At 64.2% G+C, this 17,119-nt stretch carries 17 protein-coding genes; 4 read left to right on the top strand and 13 right to left on the bottom strand.

The annotated features are described in order from the left end of the window. Positions 1–92 precede the first annotated feature (92 nt). Positions 93–1,907: a DNA mismatch repair endonuclease MutL gene (gene mutL, locus AC5ZG1_RS01700; protein ID WP_496131810.1), complete on the bottom strand. Its 1,815-nt coding sequence runs from the start codon at positions 1,905–1,907 to the stop codon at positions 93–95. A gap of 216 nt (positions 1,908–2,123) precedes the next feature. Between mutL and AC5ZG1_RS01695 the strand changes: the two genes are divergently transcribed. Beyond that, positions 2,124–2,435: a ribbon-helix-helix domain-containing protein gene (locus tag AC5ZG1_RS01695; protein ID WP_028163938.1), complete on the top strand. Its 312-nt coding sequence runs from the start codon at positions 2,124–2,126 to the stop codon at positions 2,433–2,435. 162 nt (positions 2,436–2,597) lie between these two features. Here AC5ZG1_RS01695 and AC5ZG1_RS01690 read toward each other — a convergent pair whose 3' ends face one another. The 4 genes from AC5ZG1_RS01690 to AC5ZG1_RS01675 form a co-directional block, all read right to left on the bottom strand. Then, the gene (locus AC5ZG1_RS01690; RefSeq protein WP_496131809.1) at positions 2,598–4,166 is read right to left on the bottom strand and encodes a GMC family oxidoreductase; all 1,569 of its coding nucleotides are present in this window, start codon (positions 4,164–4,166) and stop codon (positions 2,598–2,600) included. Positions 4,167–4,267: 101 nt separating this feature from the next. Continuing rightward, positions 4,268–4,816, bottom strand: coding sequence for a hypothetical protein (locus AC5ZG1_RS01685; RefSeq protein ID WP_028163936.1), 549 nt, complete (start codon positions 4,814–4,816; stop codon positions 4,268–4,270). Between the two features lie 66 nt (positions 4,817–4,882). Then, entirely contained in the window at positions 4,883–5,278 is a 396-nt protein-coding gene (locus AC5ZG1_RS01680) for a VOC family protein (RefSeq protein WP_496131808.1), read from the bottom strand. Further along, complete coding sequence (locus AC5ZG1_RS01675; RefSeq protein ID WP_496131888.1) at positions 5,279–5,599, bottom strand: c-type cytochrome; 321 nt, start codon at positions 5,597–5,599, stop codon at positions 5,279–5,281. Between the two features lie 401 nt (positions 5,600–6,000). Between AC5ZG1_RS01675 and AC5ZG1_RS01670 the strand changes: the two genes are divergently transcribed. Continuing rightward, on the top strand, positions 6,001–6,294 hold the full coding sequence (locus tag AC5ZG1_RS01670) for a hypothetical protein (RefSeq protein WP_496131807.1): 294 nt from the start codon (positions 6,001–6,003) through the stop codon (positions 6,292–6,294). 135 nt (positions 6,295–6,429) lie between these two features. Here the strand turns inward: AC5ZG1_RS01670 and arfB are convergent, their stop codons facing one another. The 6 genes from arfB to ileS form a co-directional block, all read right to left on the bottom strand. Next, the gene (arfB, locus tag AC5ZG1_RS01665; protein WP_028163932.1) at positions 6,430–6,849 is read right to left on the bottom strand and encodes an alternative ribosome rescue aminoacyl-tRNA hydrolase ArfB; all 420 of its coding nucleotides are present in this window, start codon (positions 6,847–6,849) and stop codon (positions 6,430–6,432) included. 224 nt (positions 6,850–7,073) lie between these two features. Continuing rightward, on the bottom strand, positions 7,074–8,438 hold the full coding sequence (locus AC5ZG1_RS01660) for a M16 family metallopeptidase (protein WP_496131887.1): 1,365 nt from the start codon (positions 8,436–8,438) through the stop codon (positions 7,074–7,076). A 59-nt stretch (positions 8,439–8,497) separates the two neighbouring features. Next, positions 8,498–9,886: a M16 family metallopeptidase gene (locus tag AC5ZG1_RS01655; RefSeq protein WP_208823716.1), complete on the bottom strand. Its 1,389-nt coding sequence runs from the start codon at positions 9,884–9,886 to the stop codon at positions 8,498–8,500. A gap of 103 nt (positions 9,887–9,989) precedes the next feature. Next, complete coding sequence (locus AC5ZG1_RS01650) at positions 9,990–10,715, bottom strand: hypothetical protein (protein WP_456645903.1); 726 nt, start codon at positions 10,713–10,715, stop codon at positions 9,990–9,992. Positions 10,716–10,816: 101 nt separating this feature from the next. After that, positions 10,817–11,314, bottom strand: a complete 498-nt coding sequence (lspA, locus tag AC5ZG1_RS01645; protein WP_028163929.1) for a signal peptidase II — start codon at positions 11,312–11,314, stop codon at positions 10,817–10,819. An 8-nt stretch (positions 11,315–11,322) separates the two neighbouring features. Next, entirely contained in the window at positions 11,323–14,322 is a 3,000-nt protein-coding gene (gene ileS / locus AC5ZG1_RS01640; protein ID WP_496131806.1) for an isoleucine--tRNA ligase, read from the bottom strand. 348 nt (positions 14,323–14,670) lie between these two features. On the opposite strand from ileS, the gene AC5ZG1_RS01635 reads away from it, so the two are divergent. Then, positions 14,671–14,919, top strand: a complete 249-nt coding sequence (locus tag AC5ZG1_RS01635; protein ID WP_496131805.1) for an antitoxin Xre/MbcA/ParS toxin-binding domain-containing protein — start codon at positions 14,671–14,673, stop codon at positions 14,917–14,919. A 9-nt stretch (positions 14,920–14,928) separates the two neighbouring features. Beyond that, complete coding sequence (locus AC5ZG1_RS01630) at positions 14,929–15,363, top strand: RES family NAD+ phosphorylase (protein WP_496131804.1); 435 nt, start codon at positions 14,929–14,931, stop codon at positions 15,361–15,363. 21 nt (positions 15,364–15,384) lie between these two features. Here AC5ZG1_RS01630 and AC5ZG1_RS01625 read toward each other — a convergent pair whose 3' ends face one another. Both AC5ZG1_RS01625 and AC5ZG1_RS01620 read right to left on the bottom strand, forming a co-directional pair. Next, entirely contained in the window at positions 15,385–15,936 is a 552-nt protein-coding gene (locus AC5ZG1_RS01625; protein WP_028163926.1) for a sugar O-acetyltransferase, read from the bottom strand. Further along, positions 15,933–16,904, bottom strand: coding sequence for a bifunctional riboflavin kinase/FAD synthetase (locus AC5ZG1_RS01620; protein ID WP_028163925.1), 972 nt, complete (start codon positions 16,902–16,904; stop codon positions 15,933–15,935). The genes AC5ZG1_RS01625 and AC5ZG1_RS01620 overlap by 4 nt, the downstream gene beginning before the upstream one ends. Positions 16,905–17,119 lie beyond the last annotated feature (215 nt).

Raw genomic sequence — 17,119 nt, 5'->3', positions numbered from 1 at the left:
GGCAAAGCGAAGCGTGCCCACCATTGCGAGCGCAGTGCTGATGGTGGGCACGGCGCAAGCGTGCCTTTGCCCACCCTACCGCATCTCACGCCTCATCTTCTCCCGAACAGCTTCTCGATATCCGACAATTTCAATTCCACATAGGTCGGCCGGCCGTGGTTGCACTGGCCGGAGTTCGGCGTGTCTTCCATCTCGCGCAAGAGCGCGTTCATCTCTTCCGGCTTGAGGCGGCGGCCGGCGCGGACCGAGCCGTGGCAGGCCATGGTGGCGGCGACATGCATCAGGCGTCGCTCCAGTGGCAGCGCCTCGTCCCATTCGGCCATGTGCTCGGCGAGATCGCGCAAGAGCCCGGCGGCATTGGCCTTGCCGAGCAGTGACGGCGTCTCGCGCACCGCGACCGCGCCGGGGCCGAAGGACTCGATCGCAAGCCCGTAACTGGCAAGCTCCTCGGCGCGATCGAGCAGCTTCTCGACGGTGGATTCATCGAGCTCGACAATTTCAGGAATCAGCAGGATCTGCCGCTGCACGCCGTTTTTGGCCAGCGACGCCTTCAGCCTTTCATAGACGATGCGTTCATGGGCGGCGTGCTGATCCACCACGACGAGCCCGTCGCGAGTCTGCGAGACGATGTAGGTCTCGTGGATCTGCGTGCGCGCCGCCCCGAGCGGGCGATCGAGCAGGTCGGTTGCGGGCTGCGTCTCGAAGCGGACATCGGCGGTGGGCGTGCCGACGTCGAAGGCGGCCTGGCTGGGCTCGGCCAACGCGCTTGCGGCCGCGCCGTCGAATGAAGGCATCGGCCGCACCGGATAGGCCGGCGACTGGCGCCAATCCCAATTGCTCGGCCGGGGCGGCGCGAACGAGGGACGGAAGGCGGAGAGCGCCGCGCCGTCAGTATTGGCCGCGGTGCGCCTTCCCTCGCGCGCGAGACCTTCTTTGAGCGCATGCACGATCAGGGCGCGGACCAGGCCGGCATTGCGGAAGCGCACCTCCGTCTTGGCCGGATGCACATTGGCGTCGACCTCCTGCGGCGGTAGCGTGACGAACAGCGTCACCACCGGATGCCGGTCTCGCGGCAGGTAGTCGGCATAGGCCGCGCGCACCGCGCCCAGGATCAGCTTGTCGCGCACCGGGCGACCGTTGACGAACAGGTACTGCCCAAGCGCATTCGCCCGCGTCAGCGAGGGCGCGGCGGCAAAGCCTTCGATCACGACGCCCTCGCGCTCGGCGCGGACCTCAATGGCGCATCCGCGGAAATCGCTCCCCAGGATATCACCGAGCCGCGTCAGCCGTCCGGGGGCGCCGGGCAGTGCCGCAGCCCAGGTCACGGGCGCGCGCTCCTCGCCGGCGAGGGTGAAGGCGATGTCGGGCCGCGCCATCGCCAGCCGCCGCACCACCTCGCGGATCGCTTCCGCTTCGGTGCGGTCGGTCTTGAGGAATTTCAGCCGCGCCGGCGTCGCATAGAAGAGATCGCCGACCTCGACGCGGGTGCCCTGACCGAGCGCCGCGGGCATGATCTCGGACTTCGCGCCGGCTTCGACCGAGAGCGACCATGCATGCGGCTCGCTCGCATGTCGCGTCACGATGTTGAGCCTTGCCACCGCGCCGATCGAAGGCAGCGCCTCGCCGCGGAACCCCAGCGTCCGGATCCGCAGCAGGTCCTCGTCGTCGAGTTTTGAGGTGGCATGGCGGTCGACCGCAAGCGCGAGGTCGGCGCGGGTCATGCCGCCGCCGTCGTCGGTGATGCCGATCCGCCGCCGCCCGCCGCCATCGGTAAAGATGTCGATCCGGCTGGCGCCGGCATCGATCGCATTCTCCACCAGTTCCTTGACCACGCTCGCGGGACGCTCGACCACCTCGCCGGCGGCGATGCGATTGACGACCTGTTCGGGAAGCTGACGGACGGGCATGGCGTGGGATCGATTCGGGTTAAGGCCGCATTCTAGGCGGGCGCCGCAGCAAATGCATGCGCCCGGTCCGGAAATCCACGCCGCGCTGGGGACGGGACCTGCCTATCGTCTTGAAGAGACTGGCATTCGCTGGACGCTGCCTGTGCAGCGCAGGATTGTCGGGTTGTGCGGCCGGGTATATCGTTTAGAAAAATTATAATCTGGCAGGAGGATTCCATGTGCCATTTGTTCGCCCATCAGCCGCAACGCGATTACGAATCGCAGACCAGATCGCTGCGACTTGGCGGCCATTGCACCTCGATCCGGCTGGAACTGGCATTCTGGGACACACTGGAAGAGATCGCGGCGAAGGAGGGGATGAGCCTGGCGAAATTCCTCACCACGCTGCACAACGAGGTTCTCGACCATCACGGCGAGGTCAGCAATTTCGCCTCGCTGCTGCGCTGCTCCTGCCTGATCTATCGCTCCAAGAGCGCGGCCTCGCCCGAGTTGCGCGACAGGCCCGCCATTCTCGACGCCGCGGAGTAGGGCGGCTCCCTCTCCCGCTTGCGGGAGAGGGCTGGGGTGAGGGCGTCTCTACGATGGGACTAGCCGTGGGGAGATAGCCCCCACCCGCCGCGCTGCGCGCGTCGGCCTCCCCCGCAAGCGGGAGAGGCGGAGCGAGTGCGCGGTTGGAGCGATTCGTCCAACCTAAATCTCCTTCCGCTGCATCGCGCCGGCAATATGGTCCGCCTGCCGGATCGCGAGCGACACGATCGTCAGGGTCGGGTTGCACGCCGCACCGCTGGTGAACTGGCTGCCATCCGAGACGAAGAGGTTCTTGATGTCGTGGGTCTGGCCGTATTTGTTCACCACGCCATCTTTCGCCTTCTCGCTCATCCGGTTGGTGCCGAGATTGTGCGTGCTCGGGTAGGGCGGTGTCGGATAGGTGACGGTGGCGCCGACCGCCTCGTAGACCGCGGCACCCTGCTTGTAGGCATGCGCGCGCATCGCGAGATCGTTCGGATGATCGTCGAAATGCACGCTCGCGACCGGCATGCCGAACTTGTCCTTCGCCTTGGGATCAAGCGTGACACGGTTGGTCTCCTGCGCCATGTCCTCGCCGACCAGCCACATGCCGGCCATCCGTGGATAGCCTTGCATCGCACTGGTGAACGGGCGTCCCCATGCGCCGGGACTGAGGAAGGCAGCCATGAATGGCAGGCCGAGCGACAGCGTCTCCATCTCATAGCCGCCGACGAAGCCGCGTGAGGGATCGTTCTTGGCCTCGTCGCGGATGATGCCGGCCATCGTGGTGCCGCGATACATGTGCACCGATTTCTCGAAGGTCGCATACACGCTGCCAGTCATGTGCCGCATGTAGTTGCGGCCGACCTGGCCGGACGAGTTGGCGAGCCCATCCGGGAACATGTTCGAGGCGCTGTTGAGCAGCAGCCGCGGGCTCTCGATCGAATTGCCGGCGACCGCGACCACGCGGGCCTTCTGGCGCTGCATCGCGCCGCTTTCGTCGGCATAGACCACGCCGGTCACCTTGCCGGATTGATCGTGCTCGATTTTGATCACCATGCTGCCCGGGCGCACTTCGAGATTGCCTGTGGCTTCGCCCTTCGGGATTTCGGTGTAAAGCGTCGACCATTTCGCGCCCGACTTGCAGCCCTGGAAGCAGAAGCCGATCTGCTGGCAGGAGCCGCGGCCGTCACGCGGTTCGCTGTTGATCGCCATGTTGCCGGTGTGCACGGTCTTGTAGCCGAGCTTCCTGGCGCCGGCCTCCAGCACCTTGAAATTGTTGTTGCCGGGCAGGCCCGGAATGCCGTTGGTCCGCGTCACGCCCATCTTGTTCTCGGCCTTGGCGTAATACGGCTCCATCTCGGCGAGCGTGATCGGCCAGTCCAGCAGATTGGCGCCGGGGATGCCGCCATAGGTGCTCTTGACCTTGAATTCGTGCTCGTCGAAACGGAGAGAGGCGCCGGCCCAGTGCGTGGTCGAGCCGCCCACCGCCTTCACGATCCACGCCGGCAGATTCGGAAAGTCCTTGGCAACGCGCCAGCTTCCCGACGTCGTGCGCATGTCCGACCAGGCGAGCTGCGCAAAGCTGTCCCACTCGTCGTTGATGAAGTCCTGGTTCTCGATGCGCGGTCCGGCTTCGAGGATGACGACCTTCACGCCCTTCTGCGCCAGCTCATTGCCGAGCGTTCCACCGCCCGCGCCGGAGCCCACGATCACCACCACGCCACTGTCATTGAGATCGAATTTTGCCATGTGATCCTCCCAGAGCGTTACTTTGTTTTGAGCATGATCTTCGCGCAAACGCTTCGCGTTTGTCGCAGGGAAAACCGGTACCCACTTTTCCGCATCATGCTCTAAGCTTTCGGGAGCCAGTCGATGTCGGCAAAGCCCCGCTTGAGGTAGCCGCCATGCTCGGCGGACGAGCCCTCATAGCCGAACTTCGGCCAGACCTCTTTCTGGTTGTAGAGGGAGACGACGAGATCGCCGCGGATCTTCTGGAAGAATGCGCTTTGCTCGATCCCTTGCAACAGCACCACCCGGTCAGCTTCCCAGGGCACCTGGACGTAGGGGACCTTGTGGCGGTCGTTGGCCTCCTGGTCCAGTCTGACGACTCCCTCGTTGATCAGCGACTTGATCGCGGGATCCTTGGCCGCCTTGCCGTCCCACGGCTTGATCGCGATGATGTAATAGCTGTCACCCAGGAAATCGTGCGGATAGATGTCGCGCGCCATCTTCACCAGTGTCTTCAAGGTCGCCGGCGTCAGCGTGGTGGCGTCATCGGCCCAGGCATCGCTGATGGTCAGTCCCGCGCTGGTGGCAATGGCGACGGTCGGTACCGCCGTCGCCGCGCCCTTCAGGAAGACGCGGCGATCATATTTGCTTCGACGATCGACTTCTCTCATGGGTTTCCTCCGTGGAATGTTTTGTCATTGTTGATTGCTTGTTATTTCTTCGTTCTGGATCGCGCTCTAGCCAAACCGGCCGCCGCGCTGGATCACCTCGATCTTGTAGCCGTCGGGATCGGAGACGAAGAAGAAGCGCGCCAGCGTCTTGCCGTTGTGCTTGAAATCGCGCAGCGGTCCCGGCGCGAGCTTTTCCTGCTCGAACCGCGCATGCTCGGCATCGACATCGTCGACGATCACAGCGAGATGGCCGTAGCCGTCGCCGAGCGAATAGGGCTCCTTGCGGTCGAAATTCACGGTCAGTTCGACCTCGAACGGCGAGGAGGGGTGGCGCAGGTAGATCAGCGCGAAATCGTCGAACTTGAGATGATCGGCGACCTTAAGGCCGAAGGCGCGCGCGTAGAAATCGAGCGACTTCGCCTCGTCGAGCACGCGGATCATCGAGTGAACGGGTTTTGCCATTCAGTTGAGCTCCTTCAAATAGGCGATGATGGCGGCGCGGGTCTCCGGTTTGGCCTGGCGATACGCCATGATGGAGCCGGGGATCATCGCCTGCGGGTTGGTGAGCCAGGCGTCGAGCTTTGTGTCGTCCCAAACGAAATCGGCTTGCGCGAAGCCGGCCGAATAGTGAAAGCCGTCGGCCTTGCCCGCGGGACGGCCGACGATCTTGAACAAGGGTGGGCCTTGGCGGACGGGATCGGACAGGTTCGTGGTGTGGCAGGTCCCGCATTGCTGCTTGAACAGCGCAGCACCATCGGGCGGCTTGGCGGCAGGCAATGGCATCTGCGCAGCCGCGATCGTCGCGAGCAACGCACTGCAACATCCAAGCCCGATTGCTGCCGTTGCGCGTAGCCTTCTCATCCACATCACCGCCTGTACGCGGTAACTCTAGGTCGCGCACGAAAGGCGGTGGTAGTAGCCGGCTGTTTCACAGCAGAACAAAACGCGTCGATGACCTGCGGCTAGGAAAATCGTGCCGGCCAAACCGTTTGATGCCGCCGCATATGTGAAGCGCAATTTCGCGAAATTGCCCCGAAATCCCTGCACGATCTCCACACGACGCAGATTGCATGGCGCACGCGTCGTTTGCGAGACATTCAATCCGCGTGAAGGGGAGACCGGCGCAGCAGGCGGCGTATGGAACCGCCGAACCTTCCCGCACGAACAAAATCCAGGAGCAATGGATGAAGCTAGCGAAAACCTCTGTGATTGCGCTTGCCCTCTCGGCCGCACTTGTCGGCCCTGTCCTTGCGCAAGGTGCTGCCACCGGCGGCACGATCCGCGGCGGCGCGCAGGAAAGGGGCGCGGCGCCGGGTGGGATGACGGGCAGCGGCGATGAGGAGATGAACGCGCAGACGGCCGCTCCGACCGGAAAGGCCGGCGCAAAGGCCGGCGCCAAGGGCACGGTGGGCGCCGGCGCCGGAGCGCACAAAGGCACGGCGACGGAGCCCGCTGCTCCTGGTAGCAAGCGCTACTAGCGCGAACTCTTCACCTCTCCCGCTTGCGGGAGAGGCATAGGCCGCCTTCGGCGGCCGTTCTCCCAGTGCGGAGACACCTCACCCCAACCCTCTCCCGCAAGCGGGAGAGGGAGCGCAGCATCCGCGCGTTTGGCATCAATCCTCAAACCCTCTTGCGCCGCGCCGTGCCTTGATGTCGCCGCGGCGCTTCTTGCCTTCCAGGCGCCGCTGCTTGGAGCCGAGCGTCGGCTTGGTCGGTCGGCGCGGGGTTGGCCGAACCATGGCTTCGCGCAACAACTCGAGCAGGCGCTCAATCGCGTCGGCGCGATTGCGCTCCTGGGTGCGGAAGCGCTGGGCGTGGATCACGATCACACCATCCTTGGTCATGCGCTGGCCGGCCAATCGGACCAGCCGCGCCCGGACATCCTCGGCGAGCGCGATCTTGTGCGTGTCGAGGCGTAGCTGCGCCGCAGTCGCGAGCTTGTTGACGTTCTGCCCGCCCGGACCCGAGGCGCGCACGAAACCGATCTCGATATCGTTCTCGTCAATGAAGAGGTCGCGGGCAACCCGCAGCATGGCATCACCGGTGGTCGATCAGAGCGAAGCTCTAAGGGAATCGTCCACCGCACCATAGCGGTTTTCCCATGCACATGCTCCGCGAGCACAGACCCTCATCCTGAGGAGGCCGCGTCTCGAAGGATGGCCGCGGGCGAGACCGGGGCCTCATGGTTCGAGACGGCGCTACGCGCCTCCTCACCATGAGGGACGGATAGTGTAGCTCGCGGGGCGAGCAGCCCGACTCAGTTCGGCGCGGACGGCTTTGCGGCTGACGGCGCGGCGGCAGGTGGGCTTGCGGCCGGCGGCGTTGCGGCTGATGGCGCGCTGGCCGGTTGGGCCGCGGCCTGCGGGGTGCGGCCGACAACGACCGTGAGCAGGCCCTGGCCCCAGAGCCGCTGCGACACCTTCCTGGCGTCGTCCAGCGTCACCGCGTCGACGATGGCGTTGCGCTTCTCGATGTAGTCGATCGGCAGCTTGTCGGTCTGATACTGCAGCATCGCCTGCGCGAGCTTCGAGGAGGTATCGAGCGCCAGCATCTGCGAACCCTTCAAATACGACTTGGCCTCGTCGAGCTCCTTCTGGGTCGGGCCCTCCTCGGCCATGCGGCGGACTTCCTTCTCGATCGCGTCCACCGTTTCGCCGGCGCGATCGGCGCGGGTGCCGGTATTGCCGATGAACAGCGAGGAGTGCTCCATCCAGACCAGCGCTCCATAGACGGAATAAGCCAGCCCGCGCTTCTCGCGCACTTCGCGGTAAAGCCGCGAGGACAATCCGCCGCCGCCGAGGATGTGGTTGACGACGTAGCCCGGCATGAAGTCTGGCTCGTTGCGGCGGATGCCGGGGCCGCCGAAGGTCACGACCGTTTGCGGCACGTCGAGCGGAATGAGGGTGCGCTGCGGCGGCTTGGCCGCGACGACGTCGGCGACCGGCGTGAGCGTGGCCTTGGCCGGCAGCCCGCCAAAGGTCTTGTCGAGCAATTTGCCGAGCGTGTCCGGATCGACATCGCCGACCACGGCGACCTTGAGCGTGTCCTTGGCGAGGACGCGGCGGACATAGTCCTTGAGCTCGGCGATCTCGATCGTCGGCACGCTCTCGAGCGTGCCCTGGGCTCCCCGGCCGTAGGGATGGTCGCCGAACGCGACTTCGAGGAATTTGCGGCCTGCAAGCGAACTCGGATTGGTGGATTCTCGGCGCAGGTTGGACAGCACCTGCGCGCGGATGCGCTCGACATCGCGCGGCTCGAAGCGCGGCGAGGTCAGCGCCGTGCGCAAGAGGTCGAAGGCCTCGTCCTTGTTGTCCTTGAGCATGCGCAGCGAGCCGCGGAAATTGTCGCGCTGCGAGGAAAAGCTCAATTCGATGGCGCGGCGATCGAGCCGCTCGTGGAAGGTCTTGGAATCGAGATCGCCGGAACCTTCGTCGAGCAGGTCGCCGACCAGATTGCCGACGCCGGGCTTGTCGGCGGGATCCTGGCTGGCGCCGCCGCCGAAGGCATATTCCATCGCGATCAGCGGCACGGTCGAATCCTGCACGAACCAGGCCTCGATGCCGCCGGGCGATACAAGACGCTGGATCTTGGTTGCGGCCTGCGACGGGCGCGATGCGAGCATCGTCGTCAGCGCGAGCGCGCTGCCGCCGACGAGGACCGAACGCCGAGTGAGAGAATAAGTCACGAGCGCTTCTCCTCGCGTTTGGGCGCAGTATCCTTGATCAAATAACCGGTCACGGAACGCTTCTTGTCGAGCCAGTTTTGCGCGGCTTCGCGGACCTGTTCGGCGGTGACGGCGCGGATGCGCTCGGGCCAGCTCCTGATATCGTCGACGCTCAAACCCGTGGTGAGCGCGCCGCCATACCAGCGTGCCAGCGTCGCCTGGTTATCCTGCGCGTAGATCGATTCCGCGATCAACTGGGTCTTCACGCGCTCGAGGTCCTCGGCGCGCGGCGGGTTCTGCGCGATATCGGCAATGACCTTGTCGATGGCGTCCTCGATCTGCGCGAACTCGACGCCAGGCTTCGGTGTTGCGGCGATGATGAACTGCGAGGGGTCGAGCGCGGTGCCCTGGTAATTGGCGCCGGTCGAGATCGCGAGCTGACGGTCGATCACCAGCGAGCGGTAGAGGTAGGAATTGGCACCGCCGCCCATCAGTTGCGCGAGCACGTCGAGCGCGGGGCTTTCGCCGACCGCCGCCGTGGCGGCCGACGGGACGAGGTAATAGCGGCGCATGGTCGGCTGCTCGACGCGTGGATCGGCCAGCGTCACCGTGCGCGGCGAGACCGGCGTCGGTTCCTGCGGCCGCAGCCGCTTTGCGGGGATCGAGGATTGCGCAGGAATGTCGGCGAAATTCTTCTCCACCATCGGGCGGATCTCGCTCGCGTCGACGTCGCCGGCGATGATGAGGATCGCGTTGTTGGGCGCATAGAAGCGCTTGTAGAAGGCGAGCGCGTCCTCGCGGTCGAGCTTTTCGATTTCTTGGTGCCAGCCGATCACCGGACGGCCATAGGGATGGTTGAGATAGAGCGCCGCCATGATCTGCTCGGTGAGCCGTGCATCCGGATTGTTGGCGACGCGCATGTTGTATTCTTCCAGCACGACATCGCGCTCAGGCAGCACGTTCTCGTCCTGCAGGATCAGGCCGGTCATCCGGTCGGCCTCGAATTCCATCATCTTGCCGAGCTGCTCGCGCGGCACGCGCTGGAAATAGCCGGTGTAGTCGGTGGAGGTGAAGGCGTTCTCATTGCCGCCGACCCGCAGCACCGTCTGGGAGAATTCGCCGGCCGGATGCTTGGCGGTTCCCTTGAACATCAGGTGTTCGAGGAAATGCGCCAATCCCGATTTGCCGGGGGTCTCGTCGGCGGAACCGACCCTGTACCACATCATCTGCGTCACGACCGGAGTGCGGTGATCGGGGATCACCACCACCTGCAGGCCGTTGTTCAGCGTGAAGCTCGCAGGGCGTTCCGAGGTGACCGTGGTCTGGGCAATGGCGCTGGAGGCGGAAAGGGAGGCCGTCGAAAGCAATCCGGCAAGAAGCGAAACCACAAGGCGGTGCTGGGACATCAGGACCTATCTAAAAAACCCGGAGCAAGATTGCTCCGGGTATGACAGCATCATAGGCTGCGCTCAAATCTGTTATCGTCACGAAGGCGAGAGACGAGATTAATTAATCGCCATACTTGCCCTGCGACGGGTTGTATTCCTTGTTGAGCGATTCCTTCGGCCCGGTGCCATAGGCATAGTTCGGCGATGGCGTCTGGTAGCCGGGCGGCGGCTGGGTCAGGGATTCCCGGTTCGGCTCGCCCTTGAAGGGGGCGGTCTCCGTCTTGGCGCCGCCGAACAGCCCGCTGAAGCCGCCCTTATAGCCGAGCTGGTCCGGCGAGAGGATCGCGTTGGCGCCGGGGTTGCCGCCGGGCTGGTCGACCGACTCGCCGCCGCTGGACTTTTTGTCGCTCTTCTGAGCGAGTTCGCTCGGCGTCAGGATGCGGCTGGCTTCGCGCGGATCCTTGTTCGTGTTCTTCCGCGCCGCGATTGCCGCCTTGCGGCGCGCCTCGTCGGGATCCTTCGGCCAATTCGGCACCTTGGCCTCGGCGGAAGCCGCCGGCGCGGGCAGGTTGAGGTTGGGGGGCACGACCAGCGGCGAGCGCTCGCGGTAGTCGATGCCGCGGTTTTCCATGTTGGTGCCGCCGAGGCCCTTCATGATGCCTTCGATGACCTTCTCTTCGAAGGTCTTGTCATCCTCGTCGTCCCCGTCATCGCCGGCCCGCACAGGACCTGCGGCCATCACGAGGCCGATGCCGAGGGCGACCGCGGAGAGCCGCAGTCCATGCATCAGCGCTTTCCAGGAAGTCGAGCTATCGGCTTGTGGAGCGTTGGCTTCAGTGTGGCGCATCGCGCTCTTCCCCACTCTTTAAATTCGCTAGGGTGATCACCGGCTTAGGCACGGTTCCGCCCTTGAAATCCTACCCGCTAGCAGAGCCGTATCGGCCGCGATCAGGGCGCTTTTGCGGCGGGGACCCCCAGGAAGGAATCATACAATAGTGCGGCTACCCCGACAACGATCGCCACGTCCGCGAGGTTAAAGACGTACCAATTGAGGGTTTTTTCCCCGATCTGGATATGAAACAGGGCGAAATCGACCACCGCGCCATAGGCGAAGCGGTCGATGGCGTTGCCGATCGCGCCGCCGATGATCAGCCCGAGCGCAATTGTCGCAAGCAGGGTCCGCGAGTACGCCATCCAGATCGCCAGCGCCACCACCGCGATCGCCTTGACCGCCATCAGCACGAGCTGCGCCGCCGGGCTGTTGCTCTGGAACCAGCCGAAGCTGATCCCGACGTTCCATGCCAGCACCAGGTCGAAGAACGGCGTCACCTTCACCACGCCGCGCCCGGGGAGGTCGAACACGAACAGCAGCCAGAGCTTCGATGCCTGGTCGAGGATCAGCGTGATGACCGCCGCGATGATGCCGGCGCGCACGGGAGGGGTCATGCGGGCAGTTACACGGCTACCCCGAGCGCCTTCCACTCCCGCAACGCCTGCGCGTCGCGCGGGGAGACGTCGGGATATTCGGCATCCTCGCCGACGGTGGGCAGGATCTTCCACGAGCGCGCGCATTTGCGGCCGACCGCTTTCTCCACCACCACCGCAACGCCCGGCACCTCGTTGAGGCGGAATGCATGCTCCGGCGCGTCCTGGTTGGTCACCATCGCGTTCGATGTGATGCAGACTTCCGCAAGATCGACGTTGAACAGCGTGTCGAGCATCTCCTGGTCGGAGACATAGACCAGCGGCGAGGCTTCCAGCGAGGAGCCGATGTTCTTGGCCGCACGCTCGATCTCGAGCGCGCCGGTGACGACGCGCCTGATGTCGCGGACGGTCTCCCATTTGGTGGCCAGCCGCTCGTCGCGGAATTTCTCCAGCCCCTCGGGGAACAGCGTCAGGTGCACGGACGGCTCCGCGTCCGGCCGGTACATCCGCCACGCCTCGTCGGCGGTGAAGCTCAGCACCGGCGCCAGCCATTTCAGGACCGCATCGCAGATCATGTCGATCGTGGTCAGCGCCGCCTTGCGCGCGACCGAGGACGGCGGATCGCAATAGAGCGTGTCCTTGCGGATGTCGAAATAGAAAGCCGACAATTCCGTGTTCATGAACGTCGCAAGGCTCGCGACCACGGTCTTGTAGTCGAATTCGGCGTAGGCCTTGCGGATGATCGCGGCCTGGCCGGCCAGCTCATGCAGCATCAGCCGCTCGAGCTCGGGCATCTCGCCATAGGCGACCTTCTCGCTGGGCTTGAAGTGATGCAGCGTGCCGAGCATCCAGCGCACCGTGTTGCGCAGCTTGCGATAGGTCTCGATGGTGTTCTTCAGGATTTCCGGGCCGATGCGCTGGTCGTCGGAATAGTCGGTCGCGCAGACCCACAGCCGCAGGATGTCGGCGCCGGAATCCTTGATCACCTTCTGCGGCTCGACGGTGTTGCCGAGCGATTTCGACATCTTGCGGCCGTTCTCGTCCAGCGTGAAGCCGTGGGTCAACACGACGTCATACGGCGCACGGCCGCGGGTGCCGCAGCTCTCCAGCAGCGAGGAATGAAACCAGCCGCGATGCTGGTCGCTTCCTTCCAGATACATCACGGTGTCGTCGCCGCCCTCGGGCTTGCGCTTGATGCCGGCAAGCCCCGGGAAGTGCACGGGGTCTTCCAGCACGAAGGCGTGCGTCGAGCCGGAGTCGAACCAGACGTCCAGGATGTCGTCGACCTTCTTCCAATCCTCATTGGCGAGCGAGCCAAGAAAGCGCTCGCGCGCGCCATTGGCGTACCAGGCGTCGGCGCCTTCCTGCTCGAATGCTTCTGCAATGCGCTGGTTGACCGCCTCGTCCCGCAGGATCTCGGCCGAGCCATCGCCTTTCTCGCGCACGAACACGGCGATCGGCACGCCCCAGGCGCGCTGGCGCGAGATCACCCAGTCGGGACGGTTGGCGATCATGCCGTTGATGCGGTTCTGGCCCGCCGGCGGCACCCATTGCGTCACCGAGATCGCCTGCAGCGCGCGGGCGCGCAGCGTATCCCCTGGCTTCGCCTTGCCGTCCGCTGCGATGTCCTTGTCCATCGCGATGAACCATTGCGGCGTGTTGCGGAAGATCACCGGCTTCTTCGAGCGCCAGGAATGCGGATACTGATGCTTCAGCCGCCCGCGCGCGAGCAGCATGCCGCGCTCGATCAGGGCCTTGATCACGGCCTCGTTGGCGTCGCCCTTCTCGCCCTTGTCGTTGATCACGCGCTTGCCCTCGAAGCCCGGGGCCTGATGCGTGAAGGCGCCGTTCTCGTCGACGGTATAGGGGATCGTGGGGTTGATGCCGCGGCTTTCCAGTTCGCGCGCATTCGCGGTCCAGACGTCGAAGTCCTCGCGGCCATGGCCGGGCGCGGTGTGCACGAAGCCGGTGCCGGTGTCGTCGGTGACGTGATCGCCCGGGAGCAGCGGGACCGTGAATTCGTAGCCGCCGGCGAGGCCCTTGAGAGGATGCGCGGTTTCCACCGCGTCGAGCGTATCGCCCGGCAGCTCGCGCACCTTCTCGTAAGCGGTAACGCGCGCCTGCTTGAACACGCTTTCCGCAAGCGCATCCGCCAGGATCAGGAGGTCGCCCGTCTTCGCCCAATTGTCGGCGGGCGCGTCGGTGACTTCATAGAGGCCATAGGCGATCTTCGGCGAGAAGCTGATGGCGCGGTTGCCGGGCAACGTCCATGGCGTCGTGGTCCAGATCACGACATTCGCTTTCGCCAGCACGCCATGCGCGGGCGAGGTGACCGGAAATTTCACCCACACCGTATCGGAGGTGTAATCCTCGTACTCGACTTCGGCTTCCGCCAGCGCGGTCTTCTCCACCACACTCCACATCACCGGCTTGGAGCCGCGGTAGAGCGTGCCGTTGGCCGCGAACTTCATCAATTCGCGCGCGATCTGCGCCTCGGCGGGATAGGTCATGGTCTCATAGGGATGATCCCAGTCGCCGATTACGCCGAGCCGCTTGAACTCCTCGCGCTGCACGTTGATCCAGTGCGTCGCATAGGCGCGGCACTCTTTCCGGAACGCCACCATCGCCGCGGAGTCGCGGAAATCCGGCTTCTGCTTGCCCTTGCGGCGGTAGTTCTCCTCCTCGATCTTCCACTCGATCGGCAGGCCGTGGCAGTCCCAGCCCGGCACGTAGTTGGAATCGAAGCCCAGCATTTGCTGGCTCTTGGTCACCACGTCCTTCAGGATCTTGTTCAGCGCGTGCCCGATATGGATGTTGCCGTTGGCATAGGGCGGGCCGTCATGCAGGACGAATTTGGCGCGTCCTTTGGCGGATTGGCGTAGCCTGTCGTAGAGATCGATCTCGTTCCAGTATTTGAGGATTTCCGGCTCGCGCTGGGGCAGGCCGGCGCGCATCGGGAATTCGGTCTGCGGCAGGAACAGGGTCTTGGAATAGTCGTTGGCGTCGGACTTTTGCGGCTTTTCGGACATCGGACCAGGTTTGACTAGGATGGGCGCGTTTAGCGATCTATCGCGGGAGGAACATGAAAATCCCGGTCTCGCGCCGAGCCTTTAAGAGCTCAGGCGGAAGCCGGGCCGCTAATGCCGATGATGCGCCGTATCAACATGGCGCCTTCCATAGCAGCCGGAGGAGGAAATCGCAAAGGCCGGCGAGGAGATGGTCCCCGATGCGCTTGTGGTTTTTTCCAAAGATACTAATCTATTGATTATTGGAGAGAATTCATGAGCGCTCAACCGCTGGCCGAGGCATATGAGAGGTTGAAGGAGCTTCGCCGACAGGGTGATTCCAACGGCGATATCGATTCCATGCTGCAATCGATGCGCGACGACGTGGCAGCGCAGAGCCTCGTCGAGCCGACGCTTGCGCCCGAGGGGCTTGTCAGGGCAATCGAAATCAAGACGCTCGCTGATCGTGTTTTCGGCGATCAAAAGAAAGCGATTGCTTGGTTGAAGCGTCCGAATGCCACGTTGTCGGGTCAAAGGCCGATCGACCTCCTCAAGGACGAACTAGGCACGGCCGTGGTCCGCGAAATGCTCGAACGGATAGATCACGGAATCTTTGCCTGAGCCCACGACATGGAGCTTTGGCGGATATCGAACTACCCGGATCTTTCGGGAATTGGCGGCCTGAGGGCTAGCGGCCGGTGGCATTCGCAGGGCAGACGAATTGTCTATCTAGCGGATCATCCATCAAGCGCACTACTTGAGATGCTGGTCCATATGGATCGCGGCCTCATTCCGGCCAGCTACCAACTACTCCGTGTCAAGCCTCTGCCGGACATCGCGATTGAAGTGGTCGCCGACCTACCCGATGATTGGCGATCTCAGACGATGATCACCCGTGACATCGGTGATCGCTGGCTTAACGGTTCCTCGAGCGCGTTGTTGCAAGTGCCATCGGCGATCAGCCAAGGCCAGAACTTTCTCCTCAATCCTGCACATCGAGACGCGGCCAAGGTTAGCGTGGCCGAAATTATTCGGGCTCCGTTCGATTCCCGCCTTCTCGGGTAGCCGGTCGCTCCGAGCAACTCATCACGGACGCGGCCGGGCCGGGTTTCCGGTGACAATTTGGCCCGCGGCGACGTCCCGCGTGACTACGCTGCCGGCGCCGATTACGGCGTCGTCGCCGATCGAGACGCCGGGCAGGATGATGGCACCGCCTCCGATCCAGACGTCGCGGCCGATCCGCACCGGTCGGCCGAATTCGAGGCCGGTGCGCCGGGTCTCGGCATCGCGCGGATGGTCGGCGGCATAGATCTGCACGGCGGGCCCGATCTGGGTGCGGTCGCCGATAACGACCTCGACGATGTCGAGAATGACGCAGTTGAAATTGAGGAAGACCTCCTCGCCCACGTGGATGTTGTAGCCATAGTCGCAGAAGAACGGCGGACGGATCACGGCGCCCTTGCCGACATGGCCGAAATGTTCCGACAGCAGCGCGTGCCGTTCAGATGCCGGCGCGGCCAGGGCGGCGTTGTAGCGCGCGAGCCAGGCCTTGTTGGCGGCCGCATCAGCCTGCAATTCCGGATCGCCCGGACGATACAATTCGCCCGCCAGCATCTTCTGTTTTTCGGTCTTGCTCAATCGATCGCTCCGAGTTTCGGGAACGCCTCAGGGGCGGCGGCGAGTTGCGCCCTGGCGCGGGCGCTGTCGTCGTCCATCTGCCGGATCAACGCTTCAATGTTGTCGAATTTCAGCTCATCGCGGATAAAGCCGATGAAGGCGACGTCAAGCACATTGCCGTAGAGATCGCCCTTGAAGTCGAACAGGAACACTTCAAGCAATGGCGCGCCATTGTCGAAAGTCGGGCGGCGGCCGAAGCTGGCGACGCCGTCGATGCGCTCCGAACCGCGGCCGACGCGCACCGCATAGATGCCGTGCTTCAGGCCGCAATTCTTGTCGAGGCGGATGTTGGCGGTGGGATAGCCGAGATCGCGGCCGCGTTTCTCGCCATGGATCACCTCGCCGGTGACGAACCAGGGACCGCCCAGCATGGCGTTGGCATCCGCGATCTGGCCTTCCGCGAGCGCCATGCGGATGGCGCTGGAGGAAACCGGCCGCTCCTCGATATCGACATGCGCCTGGACATCGATCTCGATGCCGAGCCGCGGCGCCTCGGCAACCAGGAGACTCGGTGAGCCGACGCGGCCCTTGCCGAAATGGAAGTCGTAGCCGACCGCGATCCCGCTGATGCCGAGCCGTTCGATCAGGTCATGGTGGATGAAATCCTGCGCGCTGGTGCCGGCGCGGCCCTTGTCGAAGGTCATCACCACGGCGCCGGCAAGCCCGGTGCCTGCGAGCAGGCGCAGCTTGTTGGTCTCATTGGTCAGGCGGAACTGCGGCGTGTTCGGGCTGAAAAAGCTGCGCGGATGCGGCTCGAAGGTCAGCGCCAGCGCAGGTTTCCCATGCGCCTCGCCCATTCGCAGGGCGGCCTCGATCACGGCGCGGTGGCCGAGATGGACGCCGTCAAAATTGCCCATCGCCACCACGGCCCCCCTCGGGATCGCGCTCTGCGGGGTATTGTCGCGAATAACGGTAAAACCGGTCGTCATTTTTTCTTGCGTTCTTCAGGAATTCTTAAGGTCGATTGATGCCGACGGACGGTGGCTTGTTGGCCCCACAGAAGTCAAGCGGGCGAAATCGCGTCAAAACGGATGCAATCCGTCCCCGGCCGGTTAACGCGCTGTTTAACGCCTGATGCTACTGCTTGAGGTGAGGAATGCGGGCCGCGCAGGCCTGTCGGTTTTTCTTGCAAGCGTCAGTCGCG

This window comes from Bradyrhizobium sp. Leo78 (genome assembly GCF_059512425.1).
This window is presented reverse-complemented; position numbering and strand designations above follow the sequence as displayed.